At 72.1% G+C, this 21,000-nt stretch carries 21 protein-coding genes; 8 read left to right on the top strand and 13 right to left on the bottom strand.

Annotated elements, in window-relative coordinates; all coding sequences use genetic code 11:
• Positions 1 to 27: 27 nt before the first annotated feature.
• The 9 genes from ACFXMG_RS12030 to ACFXMG_RS11990 form a co-directional block, all read right to left on the bottom strand.
• On the bottom strand, positions 28 to 1,773 hold the full coding sequence (locus ACFXMG_RS12030; protein WP_383821970.1) for a fatty acyl-AMP ligase: 1,746 nt from the start codon (positions 1,771 to 1,773) through the stop codon (positions 28 to 30).
• Between the two features lie 55 nt (positions 1,774 to 1,828).
• A complete protein-coding gene (locus ACFXMG_RS12025) occupies positions 1,829 to 2,812 on the bottom strand; it encodes an acyl-ACP desaturase (protein ID WP_383821973.1) in 984 nt (327 codons plus the stop codon).
• Between the two features lie 85 nt (positions 2,813 to 2,897).
• Positions 2,898 to 4,349 (bottom strand): DHA2 family efflux MFS transporter permease subunit, encoded by a 1,452-nt coding sequence (locus ACFXMG_RS12020; protein WP_383821976.1) that lies wholly within the window; start codon positions 4,347 to 4,349, stop codon positions 2,898 to 2,900.
• A gap of 129 nt (positions 4,350 to 4,478) precedes the next feature.
• Complete coding sequence (locus ACFXMG_RS12015; protein WP_383821978.1) at positions 4,479 to 5,375, bottom strand: prephenate dehydrogenase; 897 nt, start codon at positions 5,373 to 5,375, stop codon at positions 4,479 to 4,481.
• Entirely contained in the window at positions 5,375 to 6,292 is a 918-nt protein-coding gene (locus ACFXMG_RS12010) for a phytanoyl-CoA dioxygenase family protein (RefSeq protein ID WP_383821981.1), read from the bottom strand. The genes ACFXMG_RS12015 and ACFXMG_RS12010 overlap by 1 nt, the downstream gene beginning before the upstream one ends.
• 80 nt (positions 6,293 to 6,372) lie before the next feature.
• Positions 6,373 to 7,437: a 4-hydroxyphenylpyruvate dioxygenase gene (hppD, locus tag ACFXMG_RS12005; protein ID WP_383821983.1), complete on the bottom strand. Its 1,065-nt coding sequence runs from the start codon at positions 7,435 to 7,437 to the stop codon at positions 6,373 to 6,375.
• Positions 7,438 to 7,470: 33 nt separating this feature from the next.
• Positions 7,471 to 8,736, bottom strand: coding sequence for a beta-ketoacyl-[acyl-carrier-protein] synthase family protein (locus ACFXMG_RS12000; RefSeq protein ID WP_383821985.1), 1,266 nt, complete (start codon positions 8,734 to 8,736; stop codon positions 7,471 to 7,473).
• Positions 8,733 to 10,370 carry a class I adenylate-forming enzyme family protein gene (locus tag ACFXMG_RS11995; RefSeq protein ID WP_383821987.1) on the bottom strand — a complete coding sequence of 546 codons (1,638 nt, stop codon included), beginning with the start codon at positions 10,368 to 10,370 and terminating at the stop codon, positions 8,733 to 8,735. The genes ACFXMG_RS12000 and ACFXMG_RS11995 overlap by 4 nt, the downstream gene beginning before the upstream one ends.
• Positions 10,371 to 10,524: 154 nt before the next feature.
• On the bottom strand, positions 10,525 to 10,791 hold the full coding sequence (locus ACFXMG_RS11990) for an acyl carrier protein (RefSeq protein ID WP_383818767.1): 267 nt from the start codon (positions 10,789 to 10,791) through the stop codon (positions 10,525 to 10,527).
• A 17-nt stretch (positions 10,792 to 10,808) separates the two neighbouring features.
• Here ACFXMG_RS11990 and ACFXMG_RS11985 point away from each other — a divergent pair, with 17 nt between their 5' ends.
• Positions 10,809 to 11,474 (top strand): 4'-phosphopantetheinyl transferase family protein, encoded by a 666-nt coding sequence (locus ACFXMG_RS11985; RefSeq protein WP_383818769.1) that lies wholly within the window; start codon positions 10,809 to 10,811, stop codon positions 11,472 to 11,474.
• 7 nt (positions 11,475 to 11,481) lie between these two features.
• Here the strand turns inward: ACFXMG_RS11985 and ACFXMG_RS11980 are convergent, their stop codons facing one another.
• Positions 11,482 to 12,894, bottom strand: a complete 1,413-nt coding sequence (locus ACFXMG_RS11980) for a class I adenylate-forming enzyme family protein (RefSeq protein ID WP_383818770.1) — start codon at positions 12,892 to 12,894, stop codon at positions 11,482 to 11,484.
• 340 nt (positions 12,895 to 13,234) lie between these two features.
• Entirely contained in the window at positions 13,235 to 14,326 is a 1,092-nt protein-coding gene (locus ACFXMG_RS11975) for an alpha-hydroxy acid oxidase (protein ID WP_383818772.1), read from the bottom strand.
• Between the two features lie 185 nt (positions 14,327 to 14,511).
• On the opposite strand from ACFXMG_RS11975, the gene ACFXMG_RS11970 reads away from it, so the two are divergent.
• From ACFXMG_RS11970 to ACFXMG_RS11960, 3 genes are read left to right on the top strand one after another with little or no spacing between them, the layout of a single operon-like run.
• On the top strand, positions 14,512 to 15,156 hold the full coding sequence (locus tag ACFXMG_RS11970; RefSeq protein WP_383818773.1) for a TetR/AcrR family transcriptional regulator: 645 nt from the start codon (positions 14,512 to 14,514) through the stop codon (positions 15,154 to 15,156).
• A gap of 45 nt (positions 15,157 to 15,201) precedes the next feature.
• The gene (locus ACFXMG_RS11965) at positions 15,202 to 16,155 is read left to right on the top strand and encodes an alpha/beta hydrolase (protein ID WP_383818774.1); all 954 of its coding nucleotides are present in this window, start codon (positions 15,202 to 15,204) and stop codon (positions 16,153 to 16,155) included.
• 3 nt (positions 16,156 to 16,158) lie between these two features.
• Positions 16,159 to 17,493: a PLP-dependent aminotransferase family protein gene (locus ACFXMG_RS11960; protein ID WP_383818777.1), complete on the top strand. Its 1,335-nt coding sequence runs from the start codon at positions 16,159 to 16,161 to the stop codon at positions 17,491 to 17,493.
• Between the two features lie 72 nt (positions 17,494 to 17,565).
• Here ACFXMG_RS11960 and fabI read toward each other — a convergent pair whose 3' ends face one another.
• Positions 17,566 to 18,345 (bottom strand): enoyl-ACP reductase FabI, encoded by a 780-nt coding sequence (gene fabI / locus ACFXMG_RS11955; protein ID WP_383818778.1) that lies wholly within the window; start codon positions 18,343 to 18,345, stop codon positions 17,566 to 17,568.
• Positions 18,342 to 19,232 (bottom strand): alpha/beta fold hydrolase, encoded by an 891-nt coding sequence (locus ACFXMG_RS11950; RefSeq protein WP_383818781.1) that lies wholly within the window; start codon positions 19,230 to 19,232, stop codon positions 18,342 to 18,344. Before ACFXMG_RS11950 ends, fabI begins: the two co-directional genes overlap by 4 nt.
• 109 nt (positions 19,233 to 19,341) lie before the next feature.
• Here ACFXMG_RS11950 and ACFXMG_RS11945 point away from each other — a divergent pair, with 109 nt between their 5' ends.
• The 4 genes from ACFXMG_RS11945 to ACFXMG_RS11930 are packed head-to-tail and all read left to right on the top strand — an operon-like array spanning position 19,342 to position 20,984.
• Positions 19,342 to 19,818: a hypothetical protein gene (locus tag ACFXMG_RS11945; protein WP_383818783.1), complete on the top strand. Its 477-nt coding sequence runs from the start codon at positions 19,342 to 19,344 to the stop codon at positions 19,816 to 19,818.
• A gap of 60 nt (positions 19,819 to 19,878) precedes the next feature.
• On the top strand, positions 19,879 to 20,064 hold the full coding sequence (locus ACFXMG_RS11940) for a hypothetical protein (protein ID WP_383818785.1): 186 nt from the start codon (positions 19,879 to 19,881) through the stop codon (positions 20,062 to 20,064).
• A 25-nt stretch (positions 20,065 to 20,089) separates the two neighbouring features.
• Positions 20,090 to 20,731 (top strand): TIGR03086 family metal-binding protein, encoded by a 642-nt coding sequence (locus ACFXMG_RS11935; protein ID WP_383818787.1) that lies wholly within the window; start codon positions 20,090 to 20,092, stop codon positions 20,729 to 20,731.
• On the top strand, positions 20,721 to 20,984 hold the full coding sequence (locus ACFXMG_RS11930; RefSeq protein WP_383818789.1) for a hypothetical protein: 264 nt from the start codon (positions 20,721 to 20,723) through the stop codon (positions 20,982 to 20,984). Before ACFXMG_RS11935 ends, ACFXMG_RS11930 begins: the two co-directional genes overlap by 11 nt.
• The last annotated feature ends 16 nt before the right edge of the window (positions 20,985 to 21,000 follow it).

Genomic DNA, 21,000 nt, shown 5'->3' with positions numbered 1-21,000 from the left:
ATCTCCTTGAGCCCGTCGGCGGGCTGCCTACCGCGCGGCGTGGCTGGTGGCGGGGACGGGCCGGTCGACGACGGAGAGGGTTCCGTCCAGGTAGGCGGCCCGGGATGCCTTGCGCTGGATCTTTCCGCTGGAGGTCTTGGCGATGGTGCCCCGGGCGATCAGCACGACGTCCCGCAGCGTCAGGCCGTGGGCCTCGCCGACGGCTCCGCGGATCGCGGCCCGGATCGCCTCGGCGTCGTGCGCGGTCTCCGGGGTCACCTCGGCGACGAGGACCGGCTGTTCGCCCGCGGTGTCGTCGTCGACGGAGAACGCCGCGATGCAGCCCGGCCGGACCCCGGGATGGGCCGATTCGGCGGTCAGTTCGAGATCCTGCGGGTAGTGGTTGCGTCCGCCGATGACCAGCAGGTCCTTGAGCCGGCCGGTGACGAACACCTCGCCGTCCCGCATGAACCCCAGGTCGCCGGTCCGCAGGAATCCGTCCCTGCCGTCCGCCAGGGACGCCCGGAACACCTCACGCGTGGCCCGCACGTTGCGCCAGTAGCCGTGGGTGACGCTCTCCCCGGCGACCCAGATCTCGCCGACCTCGCCCTCCGGGCACTCGGCCTGCCGCTCGGGGTCCGCGATCACCACCGAGATGCCGATCCCCGGGCGGCCGGAGCTCACGAGCTCCGCGTCCTCCGCCGTACCGGACATCGACGGCACCTCGGCTCGGTCGACCAGCGTCGGCGCCCGGTCCACCGAGCTTCCCGTCACCATCAGTGTCGCCTCGGCGAGCCCGTAGCAGGGGAAGTGGGACTCCCTCCGGAACCCGGCCGCCGCGAACGCGTCGGCGAACCGGCGCATCGTGCCGGCCCGCACCGGCTCGGCTCCGTTGAGCGCCACCCGCCACCGGCTCAGGTCGAGGCGGTCCAGCAGTTCGGGCGTGGCGCGGCGCAGGCAGAGCTCGTACGCGAAGTTGGGGCCGCCGCTGGTGTGCGGGCGGTAGTGCGAGATCGCCTCCAGCCAGCGCTCGGGCCTCTGGAGGAAGTGCGGCGGGGAGAAGAGGGTCGAAGTCCCGCCCACGTACAGGTTGTTGAGGACGGGGGCGATGAGACCCAGGTCGTGGTAGAGCGGAAGCCAGCTCACGTAGAGCTCCCCGCCCCACTCCTCCAGCACCTCCGGGGTGTGTCCCATCCGCTCGGTCAGGGCCACCTGGTTGTGCATCAGATTGGCGTGCGTCACCATCACCCCGCGCGGCGCGGAGGTGGATCCGGACGTGTACTGGAGGAAGGCCACCGCATCCGGTGCGATGTCGGGCTCACGCCAGGAGTCGCCCGCCGCGTCGGGGATCTCCTCCGTGGCGACGCACACCAGGGAGGACAGTTCGGGGAAGCGATCGGACGCGGCGTCCAGCGCGGAGAGGACCGGGCGGGTCGCCAGGATCACCCTGACGTCGGCGTCGGCGATCATCCTCCGCATCCGTGACAGCGTCCGGAGGTTCTGCGTCCGGCCCTGCGGCGGAACGCTCGGCACCGCGACGACCCCCGCCGCCAGGCAGCCCATGTACCCGGAGACGAACTCCACGCCCGGCGGGTGGAGCAGCAGGGCGCGGGCCCCGGCGAGCCCCCGCTCCTGGAGGTGGGCGGCGATGGCGCGGGCGCGCCGGCCCAGCTCCGCGTACGTCAGCTCCTCGATGTCCCCGTCGCACGCGCCCGTGGCCAGGAACCGGAAGGCGGTCCTGTCCGGCCGGTCCGCCGCGTGGGAGGACAGTACGTCGACCAATGACCGAGCCATGCGACAGCCCCCGCTGATTCCGGTGAAGTGAACGAGTACGTGACGGACGCCGTGCTCAGGCGGGCATGCCCGCGAGCGCGGCCGCCCTCTTGGCCCGGGACGCCCGGATGCCCTCACGGCGGTCGGTGAAGGACGTCGCCTGGGTGTCCAACCGCGCGACGAACTCAGCGAGTTCGATCCGCGCCCGCTCGCCGGCCGGACCGAAGCCCTCCCGCTCGAAGACGCGCAGCTTGCGCAGGACCGGCATGACCACGCTGTCGTGGTGCAGCCGGAGGTCGTAGATGCCCGCGATGGCGATCTCCGCGGACTTGCGCCCGAAGTCCTTGATGGTCGAGCCGGGCATCTCGAACCCGGTCACCACGTCCCGTACGGCCTCCATGGTGACGTCGGGCGACAGCTCGAACGCGGCCTCGACCAGGTTCCGGTAGAAGACCATGTGGAGGTTCTCGTCCGCCGCGATGCGGGCGAGGAGCGCGTCGCACACCGGGTCGGCGCTCGCGTGACCGGTGTTGCGGTGCGAGATGCGGGTGGCGAGTTCCTGGAAGGCCGCGTACGCGATGGCGTGCAACGCGCTGAATCCGTCCGGGCGTTCGTACCCGGTCGACATGTGCACCATCCGGGCGCGCTCCAGGGCCCGGGGGTCGACGGCCCGGGTGACCAGGAGGTAGTCGCGCAGCGCGGTCCCGTGCCTGGCCTCCTCGGCCGTCCAGCGGTTGACCCAGTTGCCCCAGGCCCCGTCCCTGCCGAACTGCGCGACCGCGAAGTGGTAGCCGGGGAGGTTGTCCTCGGTCAGCAGGTTCACCACGAGCGAGGTGCGGGCCACGTCCGGCAGGGTCGCCTCGTCGGGCGTCCACGCCGCGCCGCCGAGCGGCCCCTCGAAGTCCCGGCCCTCGCCCCAGGGGATGTACTCGTGCGGGAACCACTCCTTGGTCACGTCCAGGTGGCGGTGGAGGTTCTCCTCCACCACCGGCTGGAGCTCGGCGAGCAGGGAGTGCTCCGCGCGTGCGGCGGAGCGGTCGGAACGGTCGATCGGTGCCATGTCCTGCCACTCTTCGTGTCGATCGGGTCGTCGGTTCGGGTGCCCTGCCGGGGCGTCTCCCGGCAGGGTGCGGCGGCAGGGGAGTTCAGGACTTCCCGGCGCGGGCCCGGATCGCCGGGGCCGCCGCGGCGGCCGCGACCGAGCCGAGGGCGCACGCCAGGAACACCTGGAGGTAGCCCTGGTCGTCGAGGACGTCGTGACGTCCGAGGATCGCCGCCAGGACCGCGATGCCGAGCGCGCCGCCGACCTGGCGCATGGTCATCAGCAGACCGGTGCCGGAGGCGAAGCGCTGCGGTTCGAGGGCCATGGTGGCCGCGTTGGAGATTCCGGTGAGGGCCGCGCCGATGCCCACGCCGGCCACGATGCCGATGGGCAGCCAGAGCGCGAGGTACCGGGGCTCGCTGTCGAGCAGCAGGTACATCGCGGCGCAGGAGACCGCGAACAGCGCGGAGCCGATGAACACCCCGGCCCACTGCCCGCGCGGTCCGACCCGCTTGCCGACGACCATCGCGCCGATCGCGGCGCTGAAGGCGCCGGGCGTGACCGCCAGGCCGGCCTTCAGCTCGGAGTAGCCCCACACCGCGTTGAGGAAGAGGAGCGTGCTCAGGAGGTACGCGTACATCGCCGCCCCGAACAGCAGCGAGGCGACGTTGCTCGCGGCGAAGGTGCGGCTGCGCCACAGGTCCCACTCGATGGCGGGCGCGTCGTGCCGGCGGGAGCGCAGCAGCGCGGCCGCGGTGAGCACCGCGCCGCCGATCAGGAGGGCGAGCACCCGGCCGCTGTCCCAGCCCCACTCGGTCCCCTGGGTCACGCCGAAGACGAGGCCGCCGACTCCGAGGGCCAGCGCGGCGGTTCCCACCGGGTCGGGCATCCGGCGCCCGCTCGGCCGGTCACCGGAGAGCCCCCGGGCCGCGACCAGGGCGACGGCGAGGCCGATCGGCAGGTTGATGAGGAACACGCTGCGCCAGCCCCATGCGTCCACCAGGAGCCCGCCGAGGCTGGGCCCCACGGCCGCGGCCATGCTGCCGACCGCTCCCCACACGCCGACCGCGGCCGACCTGTGGGCGGCGGGCGTGTGCTGGAGCACCAGCCCGAGGGCGGAGGGGATCATGCCGGCCGCCGCCACGCCCTGGAGGGCGCGGGCGGCGACCAGCACCTCCACGTTGGGCGCTAATCCGCTCAGCACCGAGGCGATGGTGAACAGGACGGTCGACCAGAGGAAGAGCCGCCGGCGCCCCACGACGTCGGCGACGCGCCCGGCGACGGCGAGGAGCGCGGCGAACACGACGGTGTACGAGGTGACGACCCAGGTCAGCTGGGTCAGGGAGGCGGTCGAGAAGTCGGCCCGCAGGTCGGAGAACGCGATGTTCACGACCGTGGTGTCGAGCACGGCGAGGAAGGTCGCCCCGGATGCCACGAACAGCGCCAGCCGCGCGGTGGCCGACGCCGCCGCGGAGCTCGCGGGCGTCTGCCCGCCGCCCTCCGCGTCCGGGGCCGTCGCGCCCTCGCTGGGTGAGTGCGGTGAAGCGGTTGTCATGACGGTTTCCTCCATCGGTCGATGCGCCGGACCAAAACTAAACGACCGTCCGTGCATTTAAAAGCCCTGCCGGCGAACAGGGCGTGTCCATACGGTGCGACCCCGGGCCGCCCGCACCGGCCGGCCCGGTCAGCCCCGGGCGGCCGTCCCGCTCAGGCGCAGCGCGCCGGAGCCCGCGACCGGGATCCGGGCCCGGCCCTGCGTGCCCCGGACCAGCGCCGCGGTGAGCCGCGCCGTGCTGGCGCAGGGCTCCTCCGGTGCCCCGGTCCCCAGGTCCCGCAGGGCCTCGACCACCGACTCCAGCTCCGCGGCGAACTCCGCGAGGACGTCCGCCACGGCCGCGCCGTTGGAGCCGAGGATGTCGGTCCACAGCCCCGGATCGCCGCCGGCGATCCGCGTGGTGTCCCGCAGCCCCTGCCCGGACAGCCGGAGCTGGGACTCGTCCCCCGACAGCAGACGGGCCGCGAGCAGCGTCGCCACCACGTGCGGGGCGTGCGAGGTGAGGGCCACGGCCCGGTCGTGATCGCCCTGCGCCATCACGACCGGATGGGCGCCACAGAGCTCGGCGAGCTCCGTGACCCGGCCGACGGCCGCCTCACGGGAGGCGGGCGAGGGCGTCAGCACCCACGGCCGCCCGTGGAACAGCTCCCGCCGCGCCGCCAGCGGCCCCGACTGCTCGCGGCCCCCCATGGGGTGCCCGCCCACGAACCGCGACAGGTCGCAGCCCAGTTCGGCCGCCTCCCGCTGCGGCCGTTCCTTGACGCTCGCCACGTCCGTGAAGTCCTCGGCCAGACCGAGCAGTTGGTACTCCTTGAGCACCTGGGCGACATGCTGGGGCGGAACCGCGAGCACGGCCAGGTCGACCGGCTCACGGGGGAACCCGACCACGCCCGCGCCGAGATCGGCCGCGGTGCGCGCCGCTTCGGGATCCCTGTCGAGCAGATGGGGGACGACGCCCCGGTCCCGCAGGGCCAGCGCGATCGACGTACCGATCAGGCCGGTTCCGACCACCGCCGCACTGAACATCAGCGGCTGCTCCACAACACAGGGCAGTACTCGGGGTCGCTGTAGTCCGGGGTCCCCTCGGCGGTCCGGCGCACCAGCACGTCGTGGTTGTACGCGACCTGGGTGCCGTCCGAGCGGCGGAAGTCCCGGTACCGGTTGTCGCCGTCCTGGAGGTGGAAGGAGATGGCCCGGCGCGGGCGGTCGCTCACGTTGGCCCCGCTGCCGTGGTAGGTGCGGCAGTGGTGGAAGTTGACGTGGCCCTTGGGGATGTGGACCGGGATCTTCACGACCTCGGTGCCGTTGTGCGCCGCGTTCTCCTCCAGCATGACGTCGAGCTCGCTGCGGTCGCGCTCGGCGAAGTGCAGCGACGTCGCGTCGTTCTGGGCGGTCTCCTTCCAGCGGTGGCTGCCGTCGACCATCGTGATCGTGCCCATCTCCTCGCCACAGTCGTGGAAGGGGATGAACGCGGTCAGCATCCGCTCCGAGGTGGACGTCGACCAGTAGTGCCGGTCGAAGTGCCAGGGCACGATGTTCGACCGCTCCTGGGCGACCGGCGGCTTGAAGATGAGGGTGGACTGGAAGACCCGTATCTCCTCGGCCTCGGCCAGCCGCGCGGCCACCGCGCCGAGCAGCGGCTTGCGCAGGATGCGGCCGATCGTGTCGTCCTCGTAGTGGATGTAGTCGTTGTGCCGCTGCACCGGGCCGTGCCCGGGCTCCCAGTACGCGAGCTTCGGCGGGCGGGTGGGCAGGGTGCGGTCGCGGTGGCCGGCGTAGAAGTCCTCACTGGCCGCCTCGAGGAGGTCGATCTCCTCGTCGGTGAAGAGCTTCTTCGACAGGTACCAGCCGTGCTCGGCGTAGAAGGCGACGTCCTCGTCGCTGGGGAGGAGCGCCCGCTCCTCCTCGGTCAGGGTGAACAGCTCGGATTCCTGGACAGTCACGGTGTTCCTTCGGGTACGGGTGCGAGTGCGGGTGCGGCGCTGTTCTGAGGGGTCTGGGGAGGGAGGCGGAGAGGGCCGGGTCAGGCGGTGGCCTTCTCGCGGGCGACGGCCTCGTAGAGGGCCTTGATGTTGCCGCTGCCGAAGGTGCGGGCCCCGTGCCGGTCGATGACCTCCCAGAAGAAGGTCCGCCGGACGTGCGGGGACTGCGTGAAGATCTGGAACACCTGGCCCCAGTGGTCCTGGTCGACCAGGACGTTGGTGCGCCGCAGGTCCGCGATCTTCAGCTCCGGGGTGCCGAGACGCTTCTCCAGCTCGGAGTAGTACGTCTCCGGTGTCTCCAGGAACCGCACCCCCCGGCCCTCCAGGGTCTCGACGGCGGCGACGATGTCGTCGGAGAGCAGGGCCAGGTGCTGCACGCCGGCACCGCCGTGGCGGGCCAGGAAGCCGTCGATCTGGCCGGGCTCGCGGTCGGTCACCGGCTCGATCAGGGTGAAGGTGACCTGCCCGGACGGGCTCTGGACCACCTTGGAGTCCATGGCCTGCGTGCCGACCTCGATGAACTCCTCGAAGATCTGCGAGAAGCCGAAGACCTTCTCGTAGAAGGCGACCGTCTCCCGCAGCTGCCCCGCCGGCAGGCAGATCGCCGCGTGGTCCACGGTGTGCACGACCTGCTCGGCCTCGTCCGGGTCCGGGGCGAAGATGTCCATCACCCCGGGCAGGAAGTCGTCCCGGTCGCCGGTCCGCTGGACGAACCGGTGCGCGACGTCCCCGAAGCCCAGCACGGAGGCGGTGACGACCTCGGTGCCGCCCCGGCTGTGCGTCGCGGGCTCCTCGACCGCGGTGGCACCGCGCTCGACCGCCGTCTCGAACGCCTTCGCGGCGTCCGTCACCTCGAAGGCGATGTTCGCCACGCCGTCACCGTGCAGCGCCACATAGGCGGCCGCGGGGTGCTCGGGCGTCAGCGCGGAGGTGAGGACGAGGGAGATGCCGCCCTGGCGCAGCAGCAGCGACCGCCGGTCGGGCAGGCCCGTCTCGGGACCCGCCTGACCGCACAGGCGGAAGCCGAACGCGGTGCACAGGTAGAACGCCGACTGCTGGGCGTCCCCGACATAGAACTCGACATGATCTACGGCCCCGATGTTCACGGAGTCCCCTTTCTTCTGGCGCCTCGGGCGCCGCTAGCGCTTCTCGCGCGTGGTCGGCTCGCCGAGCAGCAGGCTGACGTTGTGGCCGCCGAAGGCGAACGAGTTGGAGAGGACGGCGCGGACCCGCTGCTCCCGGGGCCCGCCGCGGACGTGGTCCAGGTCGCAGGCGGGGTCGACCTCGTCGAGGTTGTGGGTCGGCGGGAGCTGCCCGCGGGAGATCGCGAGCGCGCAGAACGCCGCCTCGACCGCACCGGATCCGCCCAGGAGGTGGCCCGTCATCGACTTCGTACTGCTGACGGCCGGGGACCGGTCGCCGAAGACGGCCCGCACGGCCTTCGTCTCGGCGACGTCGCCGAGCTTGGTCGAGGTGCCGTGCGCGTTGATGTAGTCGATGTCGCCGGGCACGAGCCCGGCCGTCGCGAGCGCCCCGCGCATGCTGGCCGCCGCCCCCTCGCCGTCCGGGCGCGGCGCCGTGGGACGGAACGCGTCCGTGGTGGCGCCCCAGCCCAGCAGGTCCGCGTAGCCGGCGGCGCCGCGCGCGTCCGCCAGGCCGGCCCGCTCGACGACGAGCACACCCGCCCCCTCGGACAGCACGAAGCCGTTGCGGCGGCGGTCGAACGGGCGGCTGGCGGCCTCCGGGTCGTCCCAGCGGGTGGCCAGCGCCCTGGCGTGGTGGAACGCCAGCGCGGAGGTCGGGTTGAGCGGCGCCTCGACGCCGCCGCAGACCACCACGTCGGCCTCGCCGTAGCGGATCAGCCGCGCGGCCTCCACGACCGCGTGGGCGCCGGCGGCGCACGCCGTGGCGATCGCCGAACTCCAGCCGCGGATGCCGTACTTGATGGCGATACGGGCGGCCGCCATGTTCGGCAGCATGCCGGGCAGCAGGTACGGGCTGACCGCCGTCGGCCCGCGCTCGGCCCGGGCCAGGGACTGCGCCTCGTACGTCGTCAGGCCGCCGGCGCCGCTGGACACGACCACCGCGACCCGGTGCGGGTCGACGTCGCGGCCGACGACGATGCCCGAGTCGGCCAGCGCGTCGTCCGCGGCGGCGAGCGCCATCAGGGCGTACCGGTCGACCAGCCGGCCCTCGCTCGGCGGCAGGACCTCGCTCGCCTCGATGTCCGGCGCGATGCCGGCGACGTCCACGGTGCCGGCGAGGAGATGGCCCTCGGGCGGCCTGCGAAGCCCGGACTTGCCGTGGCAGAGCGCGTCGAAGGTGTCCGAGGCGCCCCGGCCGAGCGGGGTGAAGGTGCCGATGCCCGTGACGACGGCGGCGGGCGCCGCTCCGCGCCCGCTCATGCCGCCACCGCCGCGGCGTCCGTGCCCAGCAGCTCTCCGGCGAGGAATCGGGTGCGCAGCAGCACCTTGCGGACCTTTCCGGTCGGGCCGAGGGGGATGAGGTCGGGGCTGACGACGATCACGCGGTCGACGGTCTCGGCGACATGGGGTTCGAGGGCGGCCAGCACCTCGGCGCCGTGGTCGGCCACCGGGTCGGCGCCCTCGTCGAGGACGAGCAGCACGGAGGAGGTGACCTTCCCGTCGTCGCCCTTCACGGCGACGAGGGTGCACTCCCGGACGGCGGGGCAGGCGGCGAGGACGCGCTCCTCGGAGAGCGCGGTGAACAGCCTCCGGCCGTCGCCGAGTTCGACCGCGTCGACCGCCCGGTCGACGTGGTAGAAGTACCCGGCCTCGTCGCGGAAGACGAGGTCACCGGTGAGGAAGTAGCCGTCCCTGCGGGTGCGGTAGGTGGTGACGGAGTCGTTCCAGTACCCGAGGGCGAGGGTCGGCGCGGCGATGGCGAGCTCGCCGACCTGGCCCGGGCCGAGCTTCTCCCCGTCCAGGTCGAGGATGGCGGCGTCGGTGAAGGCGTGCGGCTTGCCGATGCAGCGCCCGTACCGGCTGGTCTCCGGGGTGTGGGTGATGAAGAACTGGGAGTGGCCCATCTCGGTGGAGCCGAGACCGTCCACGAAGTACGACCCCGGGCGGCGGGTCGCGCGGGCCGCGGCGCGGCTGCCGACGGCGATGAGCTTGCGTACGTGCGCCTCGTGGGCGCAGTCGCCGGTGTTCCACCAGACGCTGACGGATTCGAGGTCGCGGGCGGTGAGGTCCTCGCCGGCCAGTTCCGACCAGGTCGCGGCGAAGCCGAGGACGCTCTGGGGCCGCCAGCTCTCGATGGCGTCGAGGACGACGGTGCCGCTCTGGTTCGACACCAGGGCGAGCTCGACCCGGTTGGCCAGGGCGAGGTTGACCGCGATGACGGTGGCGGCGTGGGCCGAGGGGAGGGCGCCGAGCATCCGGTCGAGGCCCTGGCCCTTCGGGAGGGAGAGCCGGTGCCGGATGGAGGCGAAGAGGCTGTGGTGGGAGTGGGCCACGGCCTTGGGCAGGCCGGTGGTGCCGGACGAGTGCGTGATGACGACGGGCTCGTCGGCGTGGTGGCGGTAGGGCCGGGGGGCTTCGGCCGGGTCGCCCTTGCCGAGCTCGGAGACGTCGGGCAGCAGCGGCGTCTGCGTCTCGTGGCCGTCGAGCACCGCCCGGTGGGCGGCGTCGGTGAGGACGCCGACCGCGCGGAGCCGCTTGATGTATTCGGCCGCCGACTCGCCGGGGACCTTGCCGTTGACGAGGGCCGGGATCGCGCCGAGGCGGGCCAGCGCCAGGTAGGAGAGCACCTGGTCCGCGGCGTTCGACACGAACACGGCGACCGGGTCACGGGGCTTGATGCCCAGCGCGTGCAGGGAGGCGGCCCGTGCGGCGACCCGCTCGCCCAGCTCGCCCAGGGAGAGGGGGCGCCAGGCCGGGTGCCCGTCCACCTCGGTGTCGAAGGTCAGCGTCGGCAGGTCGAGGCCGTCGCCCCGGGCGACGAGCGCGGTCAGCAGATTGCCGATGCCCAGCGCTTGGTCGGCCGCGAGTTCCGCGCGCTCGTTCTTCGGTTTCATCCTTCGGTCTCTCCATGTTCTGAGTCTGGACGGGCTGGCTGCGGGTCCTCGGCGCGGCTTCCCGCACACGGCCGCCCCGGGCGTCCGCGGGACCTGTCCGCCCGCCGCCACGGCGGCGGGCGGACAGGTCGCGGAGCGCCGGGGCACGGCGCGGCTACTGGGCCGGGGCGGCGGCGGTGGCGGCGCGCTTGACGATCTCCTGGACCAGGCCGGCGACGGTGAGCAGGGCGACCGTCTCCATCTCGTCCTCTTCGAACTTGACGCCGTAGGTGTCCTCGACCTGGATGGCGATCTCCGCGACGGAGAGCGACTCGAGGTCGAGGCCGGCCGGACCGAGGGGGGTCTCGCCGGTGACATCCGTGACGTCGTAGTTCATGTTCTGGAGGGCCTCGATGACAAACTGGGTGACCTCGGCGGACATCTGATTGACTCCTCTGTGTGGAACGACGGCCGGGTACGGACCCGGACAGGGTGACGGTGCTGTGGTGCACCACGGACGGGGACGAGCGCGCGCAGGCGCACCGGCTGCTCTTGCAGAGCGCGGCCGCGCTTCTCGCTGTCCCGGTGTCCGAGCTTCGGGTGGAGCACGAGCCGGGCGGGCGCCCTTTCCTGGGCGGCGCCGGCGAGGGGCTGGCGGTGAGCGTCAGCCATGCCCGCGGGGTGCTGGCCCTCGTGCTGGGCGCGGGCTGCCCCGTGGGGGTCGATGTGGAGGTGGTGCGTCGGCTCAACGCGGGCGCGTTGGCACGGGCCTACCTGGATCCTGTGGAGACGGACTGGCTCCGCGCGCTGCCCGAGGCGGAGCAGGCGACGGGTTTCCTCTGGCTGTGGACGCAGAAGGAGTCGGCGGGGAAGGCGCTCGGTCAGGGGCTGCGGGACGGCGGGATGAGCCGCCGGGTCCCGCTGCCCGAGTCCTGGCCCCCCGGCGACGCCGCTTTCCTGACGCCCCGCCGGCTGCCGGGGCATCCGGACATCCGGTCGGCGGCCGGCTTCACCGGCGGAGGCCGTTACGTTCTCGGTGTCGCGAGGCATTGCGTGGACGGTGGGCACGGCGACTGTGGCGTGCCCGTCCAGGTGCGCCGGGTGGACGCCCCGGCGCCCGGCTGAGACGTCGTTACTTCTCGGCCGGAGCCGCCCCGGCCGTGGCGCGGGCCGCCGAGCGGAGCGTCTGCGCGTTCCGTACGGGCTTGCCGGTGGCCGTGCGGGGGAGTTCGGCCAGGACGTGCACGGCTCTGGGCCGCTTGTAGGGAGCCAGTCGCGTGGCCAGGGACTCGGCGAGCCGCTCGGTCACCGACTGCTCGGCGACGGTCACGTACGCCTCGATGCCGGTGCCGTGCACGACCACCGCGTCCGTGATGCCGGGGAGCGAGGCGATCGACGCCTCGACCTCGGAGAGGTCGACCTTCAGTCCGCCGACGGAGACCTGGGAGTCGAGCCGTCCGTGCACGGTCAGCAGGCCGTTCGTCTCGTCGTAGTGGCCGGCGTCCTTGGTGTACAGCCACCCGTCGACGTACCGGGTGGGGTCGATCTTCCCGACGTACGGGGAGGTGGGCAGGCCCAGCAGGATCTGCTCGTCGTCGACGCGGACCCGCATGCCGGGCACCGGGGTCAGCCCGGCGGCCGTGCCGGAGAGGTCGACGGCGATGACACCGGTCTCGGTCATGCCGTACATGGCGCCGAGGCCGGCGCCGTAGCCGTTGGTGAACCGCTCCCGGACGGACGCCTTGATCAGCTCGCCCCCGGTGATCATCTGACGGAGCTGCGGGGGGCGGGCGGGTGACTGGGCGGCGGCCAGGAGGGCCGCCTGGGAGGGGACGCCGAGGATCGTCGTCGGTTCCGGTCCGGCCTGGACGGCCTTGAGGATGCCGTCCAGCGTCTGGCTGGTGGGCAGCACCACCTGGGTCCCGCTGGCGAGGCCGTACAGCAGCCCGCCGACCAGACCGAGGACGTGGACGATGGAGGCCAGGACGACGGTCCGCTCGCCCCGGCGGGGGAAGCCGTCCAGCTGTCCGTACCGGCCGATCTCCTCCAGGAGGCTCGCGACCGTGCGGCCGATCACCTTGGACGGACCGGTCGATCCCGAGCTGAGCTGGAGCAGGGCGTGCTCGGTGGCGGCCGGGCGGCCGCCGCGCAGCGGAGTGAGGCGGACGTCCACGTGGAAGAAGCCCCGGAGTCCTCCGCCGACCTGCTCGGTGGACTCGACGACGAGCTGGGGAGTGAGCCGCGCGATGGCCTGGCCGACCTCGTGCGGGGTCAGCCGGTAGTCGAGCAGGATCACCTGGGCGCCCGTCCGCCAGCCGGCGAGCATGGTGACGATACAGCTGAGCGACGGTGGCAGCCGCACCGCGAGGGATCCGCCGGCGGTCAGGCCGGCCCCTTCGAGCTCGGTGCGGCGGGCCGCGACCAGGCCCCGGAGCGCCGCACGGGTCACCGGCGCGTCCAGGTGCAGGACGACGTCGCGGCCGTCCCCTTGAAGCAGAATGTCGTCGACCCAGGAGCCGTCGACGCAAACGGGCCTGTTCGGCACCGTTTCCCCCACTGGAATCCCCCACCTATCGAAATTCTTGATTACCCGGCAGTAAATTCGGAACCGCACTGTTCGGAAAACGGTCGGGCAGGCTTGTCGCGCATTCGTTCGGCGGCGACGACTTCACCCTCTCCTAGTACTCATGAGTAGGCAAGCGAACAAAAGTGATCCTCGCAACAGTCTGACGGTTTCCTAATGGTTTCGATTCCCGACCCCTTACGGACACGCCAAATACCCCGCACACCCTCGGTGTCGCGGGTGAGCGGGGTCTGGCTGAATTTCGACGGCTGGCCGGTTTATGCGCCGGCTGTGGGTCGGCTACGCGCCGGCTACGGCTCGGCTACGCGCCGGAGGTGGCGGACCGGGAAATTCCGGATGGCGTGAAGTCCTGCGGCGTGGGCGCCCCCATCAGGGCCATGACCTCGTCGAACTCATCGGTCAGGCGCTGGAGGACCCCGGCGGCACCCGTACTGCCGGCCTGCGCGAGACCCCAGAGGACCGGGCGCCCCACGAAAGCGGCGTCGGCGCCGAGGCACAGGGCTTTCGCGATATCGGCGCCATGTCTGATTCCACCGTCGAGAATGACCGAACATCGTCCGGAAACCGCTTCCGCTATTTCCGGAAGACAATCAGGGGCAGCGATCGCGAAATCGAGCTGACGGCCGCCGTGATTCGACACGACGATTCCCTCGACGCCGTGCTCGACGGCGAGTGCGGCATCCTCCGCGGTGAGGATTCCCTTGAGCACCAGGGGCAGCGAGGTCTGCTCCCGCAGCCACGCCAGATCCTTCCAGGTGATCGACGCGTCGAACTGTTCTCTCGAATGGCGCGCGATGGCGGACTCGCCGGGCGTGTGACCGTGCGAGGCGGCCATCATCGCCGGATCCACATTCACCGCGCGAATGCCCGGCGGAATGCTGAAGCCATTGCGCGCGTCGCGCGGGCGGTGGGCCACTCTGGGTGCGTCCACCGTCAGCACCAGCGCCCGATAGCCGGCCGCCTCCGCCCGCTTGGCCAGAGCCGCCAGCTGGTCCCGGCTCCTCAGCCAGTACAGCTGGAGCCACAGGGGCCCGCTCGCCGCGGCGGCGATGTCCTCCAGCGAACGGCTCGCGAACATGCTGACCGTGAACAGCGCGCCCGCCTCGCCGGCCGCCCGCGCGGTGGCGAGCTCCCCCTCGGGGTGGGCCAGTTCGTGGTACGCCATGGGGGCGATGCCGAGCGGCGCCGCCAGCGGCGCGCCCAGCAGGGTCGTCCGCGGGTCGCGGCTGGACACGTCGACGAGGCAGCGCGGCCGCAGCGTGATCCGGTCCAGTGCCCGGCGGCCCGCCGAGAGCATCGACTCGGTGCCGCTTCCCCCTTCGAGGAAGTCCCAGACGGGGGCGGGCAGCCGCTCCCTGGCCATGGCCTCGTACTCGTGCAGTGTCAACGTCACCGCGGTCCAACCCCCCGTGATCTGCTTCGGCCGAGCCAACCAACCGCACGACCGTCCTACTACTCTCGCATACTGACCGCACGGTCGTCCATGTTCTTAGTATGCTGCACCTATGGCATCGGGGGAGATGCTGTACGAAATGATGTTGGGGGACCTGTAGTCCAGGAACGAGAAGAGGCCGAACCATGACAGCGACGCACCCCGACGGGCGGATCGCACGCGGGAACCAGACCCGGCAGCTGGTCCTCAAGCGCACCGTCGAGATCGCGTCAGTGGAGGGACTGGAAGGTCTCTCCCTGGGACGCCTGGCGACCGAGCTCAAGCTGAGCAAGAGCGGGGTCTTCGCCCTCTTCGGCTCCAAAGAGGAACTGCAACTCTCCACCGTCCGCGCCGCCATCAAGATCTACCTCGAACACGTGGTGCAGCCCACGCGCGAGATCCCGCCGGGCCTGCGCCGGCTGTGGGGCATCTGCACCGCCTGGCTCACCTACTCCGAGCAGCGCGTCTTCCCCGGAGGCTGCTTCTTCTACTCGGTGTCGGCCGAGTACGACGCCCGCGAGGGCAAGGTGCACGACACGATCGCCGCGGCCCACGCCAACTGGTTCTCCTTCCTGGGCCAGACGGTCGAGGAGGCACAGCGGGTGGGCGAGGCCCAGCAGGACATCGACATCCCCCAGCTGGTCTTCGAGATCGTCGCGCTCCTGGAGACGGCCAACGCCGAATCCGTCCTGCACAACGACTTCACCTGCTACCACAAGGCGGCCAAGGGCATCCTGTCCCGCCTGCGCGGCGTGGCCACCGATCCCTCGCTGCTTCCCGAAACACCCTGACGCCGCCCGCCGCCGCCACGGTCGCGGGCCCGGACCGGAGACACCATGCCATTCGATCCGCAGTTCCAAGCCTTCTACGACCAGCGCGCGGCGCGGGGCGTCCGGCCGCTCTACACCATGACCCTGGAGGAGGCCCGGGCCGCCGACCTCGCCGCGATCCAGGCCGACGCGGGCGAGCCCGAAGCGGTCGGCGAGGTCCTCGACACGACCGTCCCCGGACCGGGCGGGCCGATACCGCTCCGCGTCTACCGGCCCGCCGGCGCGGAGGGGCCCCTGCCCGTCCTCGTCTACTTCTTCGGCGGCGGCTGGACCCTGGGCAGCATCGAGACGGGCGACGCGATCTGCCGCAGCCTCACCAACGCGGCCGGCTGCCTGACCATCGCCGTCGGCTACCGCCTCGCGCCCGAGCACAAGTTCCCCGCCGCCGTGGACGACTGCGAGGCGGGCGTACGGTGGATCGCCGAGCACGTCGGCCGGTACTGCGGCGACGCCTCCCGCATCGCCGTCGCGGGCGACAGCGCGGGCGGCAACCTCGCCGCGGCCGTCACCCTCAGGAACCGGGACGCCGGCGGCCCCGCCCTCCTCGCCCAGCTGCTCGTCTACCCCAACACGGACTTCCGGGCGGACACCGACTCCCGCCGGGAGAACGCCGACCCGCTCCTCTTCAACGACAAGTCCGTCCAGTGGTACTGGGACAACTACCTCGCCACCCCCGAGGACGGCACGCACCCGCACGCCTCCCCGCTGCGCGCCGCCGACCACTCCGGCCTGCCGCCCGCGCTCGTGATCACCGCCGAGTACGATCCGCTGCGCGACGAGGGCGAGCGGTACGCCGACCGCCTGCGGGAGAGCGGCGTCGCGGTCGAGTCGGTCCGCTACCCCGGCGTCGCCCACGGCTTCTTCGCCATGGCCGGCACCCTGGACGCCGGCCGGCGCGCCGTGGCCCACGCCGCCGCCCACCTCCGCACGGTCTTCGCCGACGCCTCGACGGGAGCCTGACCGATGCCGGACACCACCGCCACGCCCGTACCGGCCCTGCCCCTCGGCGAACTGCACGCCTCGCTCTCCGACCCGCTCCTCGACGCGATGAACTTCCTCAACGAGGTCGTCAACCGCTTCCCGGAGGCGATCTCCTTCGCCCCCGGCAGGCCGTCCGAGGGCGGCTTCGAGACGGAGGACCTGTTCCGCCATCTGCGCACGTACACCGACTACTTGGAGCGCGAACTGGGCTGGTCGCCCGAGCGCGTGCGCACCCAGCTCTTCCAGTACGGGCGGACGAACGGCATCATCCACGAGCTGATCGCCCGCACGGTGGCCAACGACGAGGGGATCCACGTCCCGGCGCAGGCCGTGGTCGTCACCACGGGCTGCCAGGAGGCGATGCTCCTCACCCTGCGGGCGCTCTTCGCCGCTCCCGAGGACACCCTGCTCGTCAGCTCGCCCTGCTACGTCGGGATCACCGGCGCGGCGCGCCTGCTGGGCGTCCCCCTGTGCCCCGTACCGGAGGGGCCGACGGGCCCGGACCCCGAGGCGGTCCTGGCGGCGGTCCGCCGGACCCGCGAGGCGGGCGGACGGCCGCGGGCCCTGTACGTCGTGCCTGACTTCGCCAACCCGTCGGGCGCGAGCATGACCGTGGAGGCCCGCGAACGGCTCCTCGAGATCGCGGCCGAGGAGGACCTGCTGATCCTGGAGGACGATCCGTACGGGTTCTTCGTCCGCACCGGGACCGGCCGGCCCACCCTCAAGGCGCTCGACCACCACCGCCGGGTCATCCACCTCGGCTCCTTCGCGAAGACCGCGCTGCCCGGGGCCCGCGTCGGCTACGTCATCGCCGACCAGGAGGTCATCGGGCCCGGAGGACGTACCTCGCTGCTCGCCGACGAGCTCTCCAAGATCAAGAGCATGACCACGGTCAACACCTCGGCGGTGAGCCAGGCCGTCATCGGCGGACTGCTCATCGCGTCCGACTGCCGGCTGCGCGAGGCGAACACCGAGGCCATCGCCTTCTACCGGAGCAATCTGGACACCCTGCTCGCCGAACTGGACCGGCACTTCCCCGCCGACCGCCGGGCGGCCCTCGGCATCGACTGGAACGAGCCGGACGGCGGGTTCTTCCTCGTGGTCGACGTCCCGTTCCTCGCCGACCACAAGGCGCTGGAGCGCTCCGCCCGGGAGTTCGGCGTGCTCTGGACCCCGATGAGCGACTTCTACCTCGACGGGGGCGGACTGCGTCAGCTCAGGCTCTCGTGCAGCGCCCTGCGGCCGGAGGGGATCGTCGACGGGATCGCCAGGCTGGCCGCGTTCATCGACGCCCGGATCGCCGAGACGGACGCGTAGGACCCAGGACAGAGAAAAAGGGGGAGGGGAGGGGCCGGATCCGGCCCCTCCCCTCCCCCCTCTCGTCCGTGCTCAGGCGCCGATCGCGTGGACTCCGCCGTCGACGTGCACGATCTCACCCGTGGTCTTGGGGAACCACGGAGAGAGCAGAGCGACCACCGCGCGCGCCGTGGGCTCGGGATCGGAGAGGTCCCAGCCCAGCGGGGCACGCGTGGTCCACACCTCCCGGAAGGTCTCGAAGCCGGGGATGGACTTGGCCGCCATCGTCTTGATCGGACCTGCCGCGACCAGGTTGCAGCGGATGCCGTGCGGGCCGAGGTCCCGGGCGAGGTAGCGGGAGGTGGACTCCAGGGCCGCCTTGGCCACCCCCATCCAGTCGTACGCGGGCCAGGCCACCTGGGCGTCGAAGTCCAGGCCGACGATGGCGCCGCCCTCCTCCTCCATGAGCGGAAGACAGGCCATGGCGAGGGACTTGAGCGAGTACGCGGACACCTCGACCGCGGTCGCCACCGACCCCCAGCCCGCCGACAGGAAGTTGCCTCCCAGGGCGTCCTGCGGGGCGAAGGCGATGGAGTGCACCACGCCGTCGAGCCGCGCGTCGCCGCCGGCCTCCTGCCGGATCCGGTCGGCGAGGGTCGCCAGGTGGTCCGGGTTCTGGACGTCGAGTTCGAGCACCGGGGCCGGCTCCGGGAGCCGCTTGGCGATGCGCTCCACGAGGCTGAGGCGGCCGTAGCCGGTGAGCACGACCTCGGCGCCCTGCTCCTGGGCGAGTCTGGCGGCGTGGAAGGCGATCGAGGACTCCATGAGGACCCCGGTCACCAGAACGCGCTTCCCCGCGAGAATGCCGCTCACTGCGCCGCCTTCGTGTCGAGCCCGTTCGTCTGCCGGACGTCGTCGACGGACACGAAGTCCACGACCTCCCGGACGACCTGCGGCGCGCCGATGATCCGGCGGTGCCCCAGCCGCTCCGTGGTCACCAGCCGGGCGTTGTCGCCGAAGGCGGCCAGGACCCGGCGGGCGTGCGGGGGGTCGACCATGTCGTCGTCATCGTCGTGGATCACCAGGATCGGGATCTTCACCTCGTCGGACCCGGCGAACACGGAGAACCGGTGCCAGATGTCCTCCTCGTCCGGGAACATCTCGCGCTCGATGCGCCCGCGCAGCTCGTCCTTGAGCTTGTCCCGCAGGCCCAGCTGCTCGCAGAACTTGTCGACCAGGTAGGCGAATTCGGGTACGGGGCTGATCGCCGCGATCCGTCCCGCGCGCAGCCCGTGCTGGATGGAGAGGAACGTCGCGGTGACGCCGAGGGAGTGGGCGACGACCGCCTCGAAGTCCCCGTGCTCACGGTGCAGCCGGGTGAGGATCTTCAGGTACTCGGCGATGTTGGTGGTGCGGCCCGTGGAGTCGCCGTGTCCGGGCGCGTCGAAGCTGACCGGGCTGTAGCCCAGTTCGACCAGTTCGCCGATGATCTTCGCGAAGCGCGAGGCGCGCGACTCCCAGCCGTGGACGACGAGCACCTTGCGCTTCCCGTCGCCCCACTCGTAGGTCACCACGGTCGCGTCGCCGAGCCGGAGTTCACCGCGCCGGGCGGTGTCGAAGACGGGGGCCTCGTCGGGCCTCGGCCTGCTGCGGCCCTTGGGCATCCGGAAGAGGTTGAACGCCCCCTTGCCGGCCAGTTTGCCCGAAGCGTAGGACGTGCTGTTCAGCGCTGCACGTACGACTGCCGTAGAGCGATCCATGTCACGCGCCCTTCTGGTTCTGCCAGGATGCGGGAGAATCTAGCACGATCGTTCGCGTATATTCATCCCCACGAGCCCGTTCCGGCCCGCGATCAGGAGGCATCGAGCCGTGTCCCGCCCCATCTGGAGCACTCCCTGGCAGCCCGGCCCCGAGGCGGTGCCGACCGGCGGCTCGGACCCGGTGACGGTGAACATCACCGAGTTCACGGCCCACCGCCCGCTGGACGCGGCCAAGGTCTTCGTCGCCGGGGTCATGCTCCGCCGGAGCTGGCCCCGGACGGACGGCGCCCTCGGCATGTGGCTCTGGATGGAGGCCGGTTCGCTGCGCCCGCGCTCGGGCTCGGTCTCCCTCTGGCGCGACCGTGACCACTTGCAGGGCTTCGTCGTCCGGCCCGACCACCTGCGGATCGTGCGCGCCTTCCGGGGCAAGGGCGAGCTGCGCTCCGCCACCTGGAGCGCGGCCGCGTCCCCTCCGGACGCGGTCTGGGAGGCGGTGCAGCGGATCCTGACCGGCCAGGATCCCTGGCCGCAGGGGCCGGGGGCCTCTGGCGAACCTGCGGGTCCCGCCAGTCCTGCCGAGTCCTGAAAGTATACGTACGGTCGTGCTACTGTCTGCTCCGTCTGCACTCCCGTTCTGGAGGATGACTTGTCTCTTTCGCACGGGCCCGGAGCCCAGGACCGCTATCCCGGCCCCAACCAGCGATTCAAGGACGACCTCGACCGCGTGATCGACGAGCTCCTGATGCCGTCCGTCCCGGACCACACCCACGGCCCGTCCCACGGGCCCGCTCCGCTCGCCGCCGCCCCGACCGACGAACAGGGCGACGGCTGAAGTCACCGACCGAAAGGGGGGTCGAGTGGACATCCTGGACCTCGACCGCACGGCCGTCCTGGAGACGATCCGTCTCCTGGAGCACGCACAGCCCGAGGACTGGGAACGCCCCACTCCGTGCGACGGCTGGAATCTCCGCCGCCTGGTGGCCCACATGACGGGCCAGCACCACGGATTCGCCGCCTCCGCCGCCGGCGGCGGCACGGACCTCGCCGACTGGCGGGACCGGCCCCTCGGCGACGACGGCCTCGCCGTCTACCGGGAGTCGGCCGGCCTCGTCCTCCGGTCCTTCGCCGAACAGGGCGTCCTGACCCGGGAGTTCGTCCTTCCCGAGATTCGCACCGACCTCACGTTCCCCGCCACCGTCGCCATCGGATTCCACTTCCTGGACTACGTCGTCCACGGCTGGGACGTCGCCCGGACCCTCGGCGTGGAGCTGGAACTGTCCGAGGAGACCGCCGAGGCCGCCCTGCTCTTCGCCCTGCGGGTCCCCGACGACGAACGGCGCCTGGGACCCGAGGCTCAGTTCGCGCCCGCCCTGCCGACCGCCCGCGGGACGGGGTCGCTCGACCTCGCCCTCGCCGCGCTCGGCCGCTCACCCGACTGGCCCGCCGCCGGGGCCGTACCGACCGACCGCACCCTCCAGGAGGACCACCATGACCGCTGACCTCAGGGCGAACATCGCCCGCCGGCTCGAACTGACCGAGGACGAGGTGTTCGACGGGCGCCCGCTGTCCGCCGTCCTCGTCGCCTCGCCGGTGGCCATCAACTCCATCGACCTGCTCGACGCGTTCGCGGGCGCCCTCGCCGACGTCGGCCTCGACGACGACGTGGAGCTGCCGACGATGACGCTGGACCACACCGCCGGCGACGTCGTGGCGGCCCTGACCGGCCAGCTCGACTCCGCTCCCTCCTCCTGAACGGAAGGCGTGTCCC

Source organism: Streptomyces sp. NPDC059201 (genome assembly GCF_042754585.1).
GTDB lineage: Bacteria > Actinomycetota > Actinomycetes > Streptomycetales > Streptomycetaceae > Streptomyces.
Note: the sequence above shows the minus strand (reverse complement) of the source record. Positions and strands in the feature narration are given on the sequence as shown.

Coding starts and splice junctions, on each gene's coding strand:
- ACFXMG_RS12030 (WP_383821970.1), bottom strand. CDS start 1,773: ATGGCTCGGTCATTGGTCGACGTACTGTCCTCCCACGCGGCGGACCGG.
- ACFXMG_RS12025 (WP_383821973.1), bottom strand. CDS start 2,812: ATGGCACCGATCGACCGTTCCGACCGCTCCGCCGCACGCGCGGAGCAC.
- ACFXMG_RS12020 (WP_383821976.1), bottom strand. CDS start 4,349: ATGACAACCGCTTCACCGCACTCACCCAGCGAGGGCGCGACGGCCCCG.
- ACFXMG_RS12015 (WP_383821978.1), bottom strand. CDS start 5,375: ATGTTCAGTGCGGCGGTGGTCGGAACCGGCCTGATCGGTACGTCGATC.
- ACFXMG_RS12000 (WP_383821985.1), bottom strand. CDS start 8,736: ATGAGCGGGCGCGGAGCGGCGCCCGCCGCCGTCGTCACGGGCATCGGC.
- ACFXMG_RS11995 (WP_383821987.1), bottom strand. CDS start 10,370: ATGAAACCGAAGAACGAGCGCGCGGAACTCGCGGCCGACCAAGCGCTG.
- ACFXMG_RS11990 (WP_383818767.1), bottom strand. CDS start 10,791: ATGTCCGCCGAGGTCACCCAGTTTGTCATCGAGGCCCTCCAGAACATG.
- ACFXMG_RS11970 (WP_383818773.1), top strand. CDS start 14,512: ATGACAGCGACGCACCCCGACGGGCGGATCGCACGCGGGAACCAGACC.
- ACFXMG_RS11965 (WP_383818774.1), top strand. CDS start 15,202: ATGCCATTCGATCCGCAGTTCCAAGCCTTCTACGACCAGCGCGCGGCG.
- ACFXMG_RS11960 (WP_383818777.1), top strand. CDS start 16,159: ATGCCGGACACCACCGCCACGCCCGTACCGGCCCTGCCCCTCGGCGAA.
- ACFXMG_RS11950 (WP_383818781.1), bottom strand. CDS start 19,232: ATGGATCGCTCTACGGCAGTCGTACGTGCAGCGCTGAACAGCACGTCC.
- ACFXMG_RS11930 (WP_383818789.1), top strand. CDS start 20,721: ATGACCGCTGACCTCAGGGCGAACATCGCCCGCCGGCTCGAACTGACC.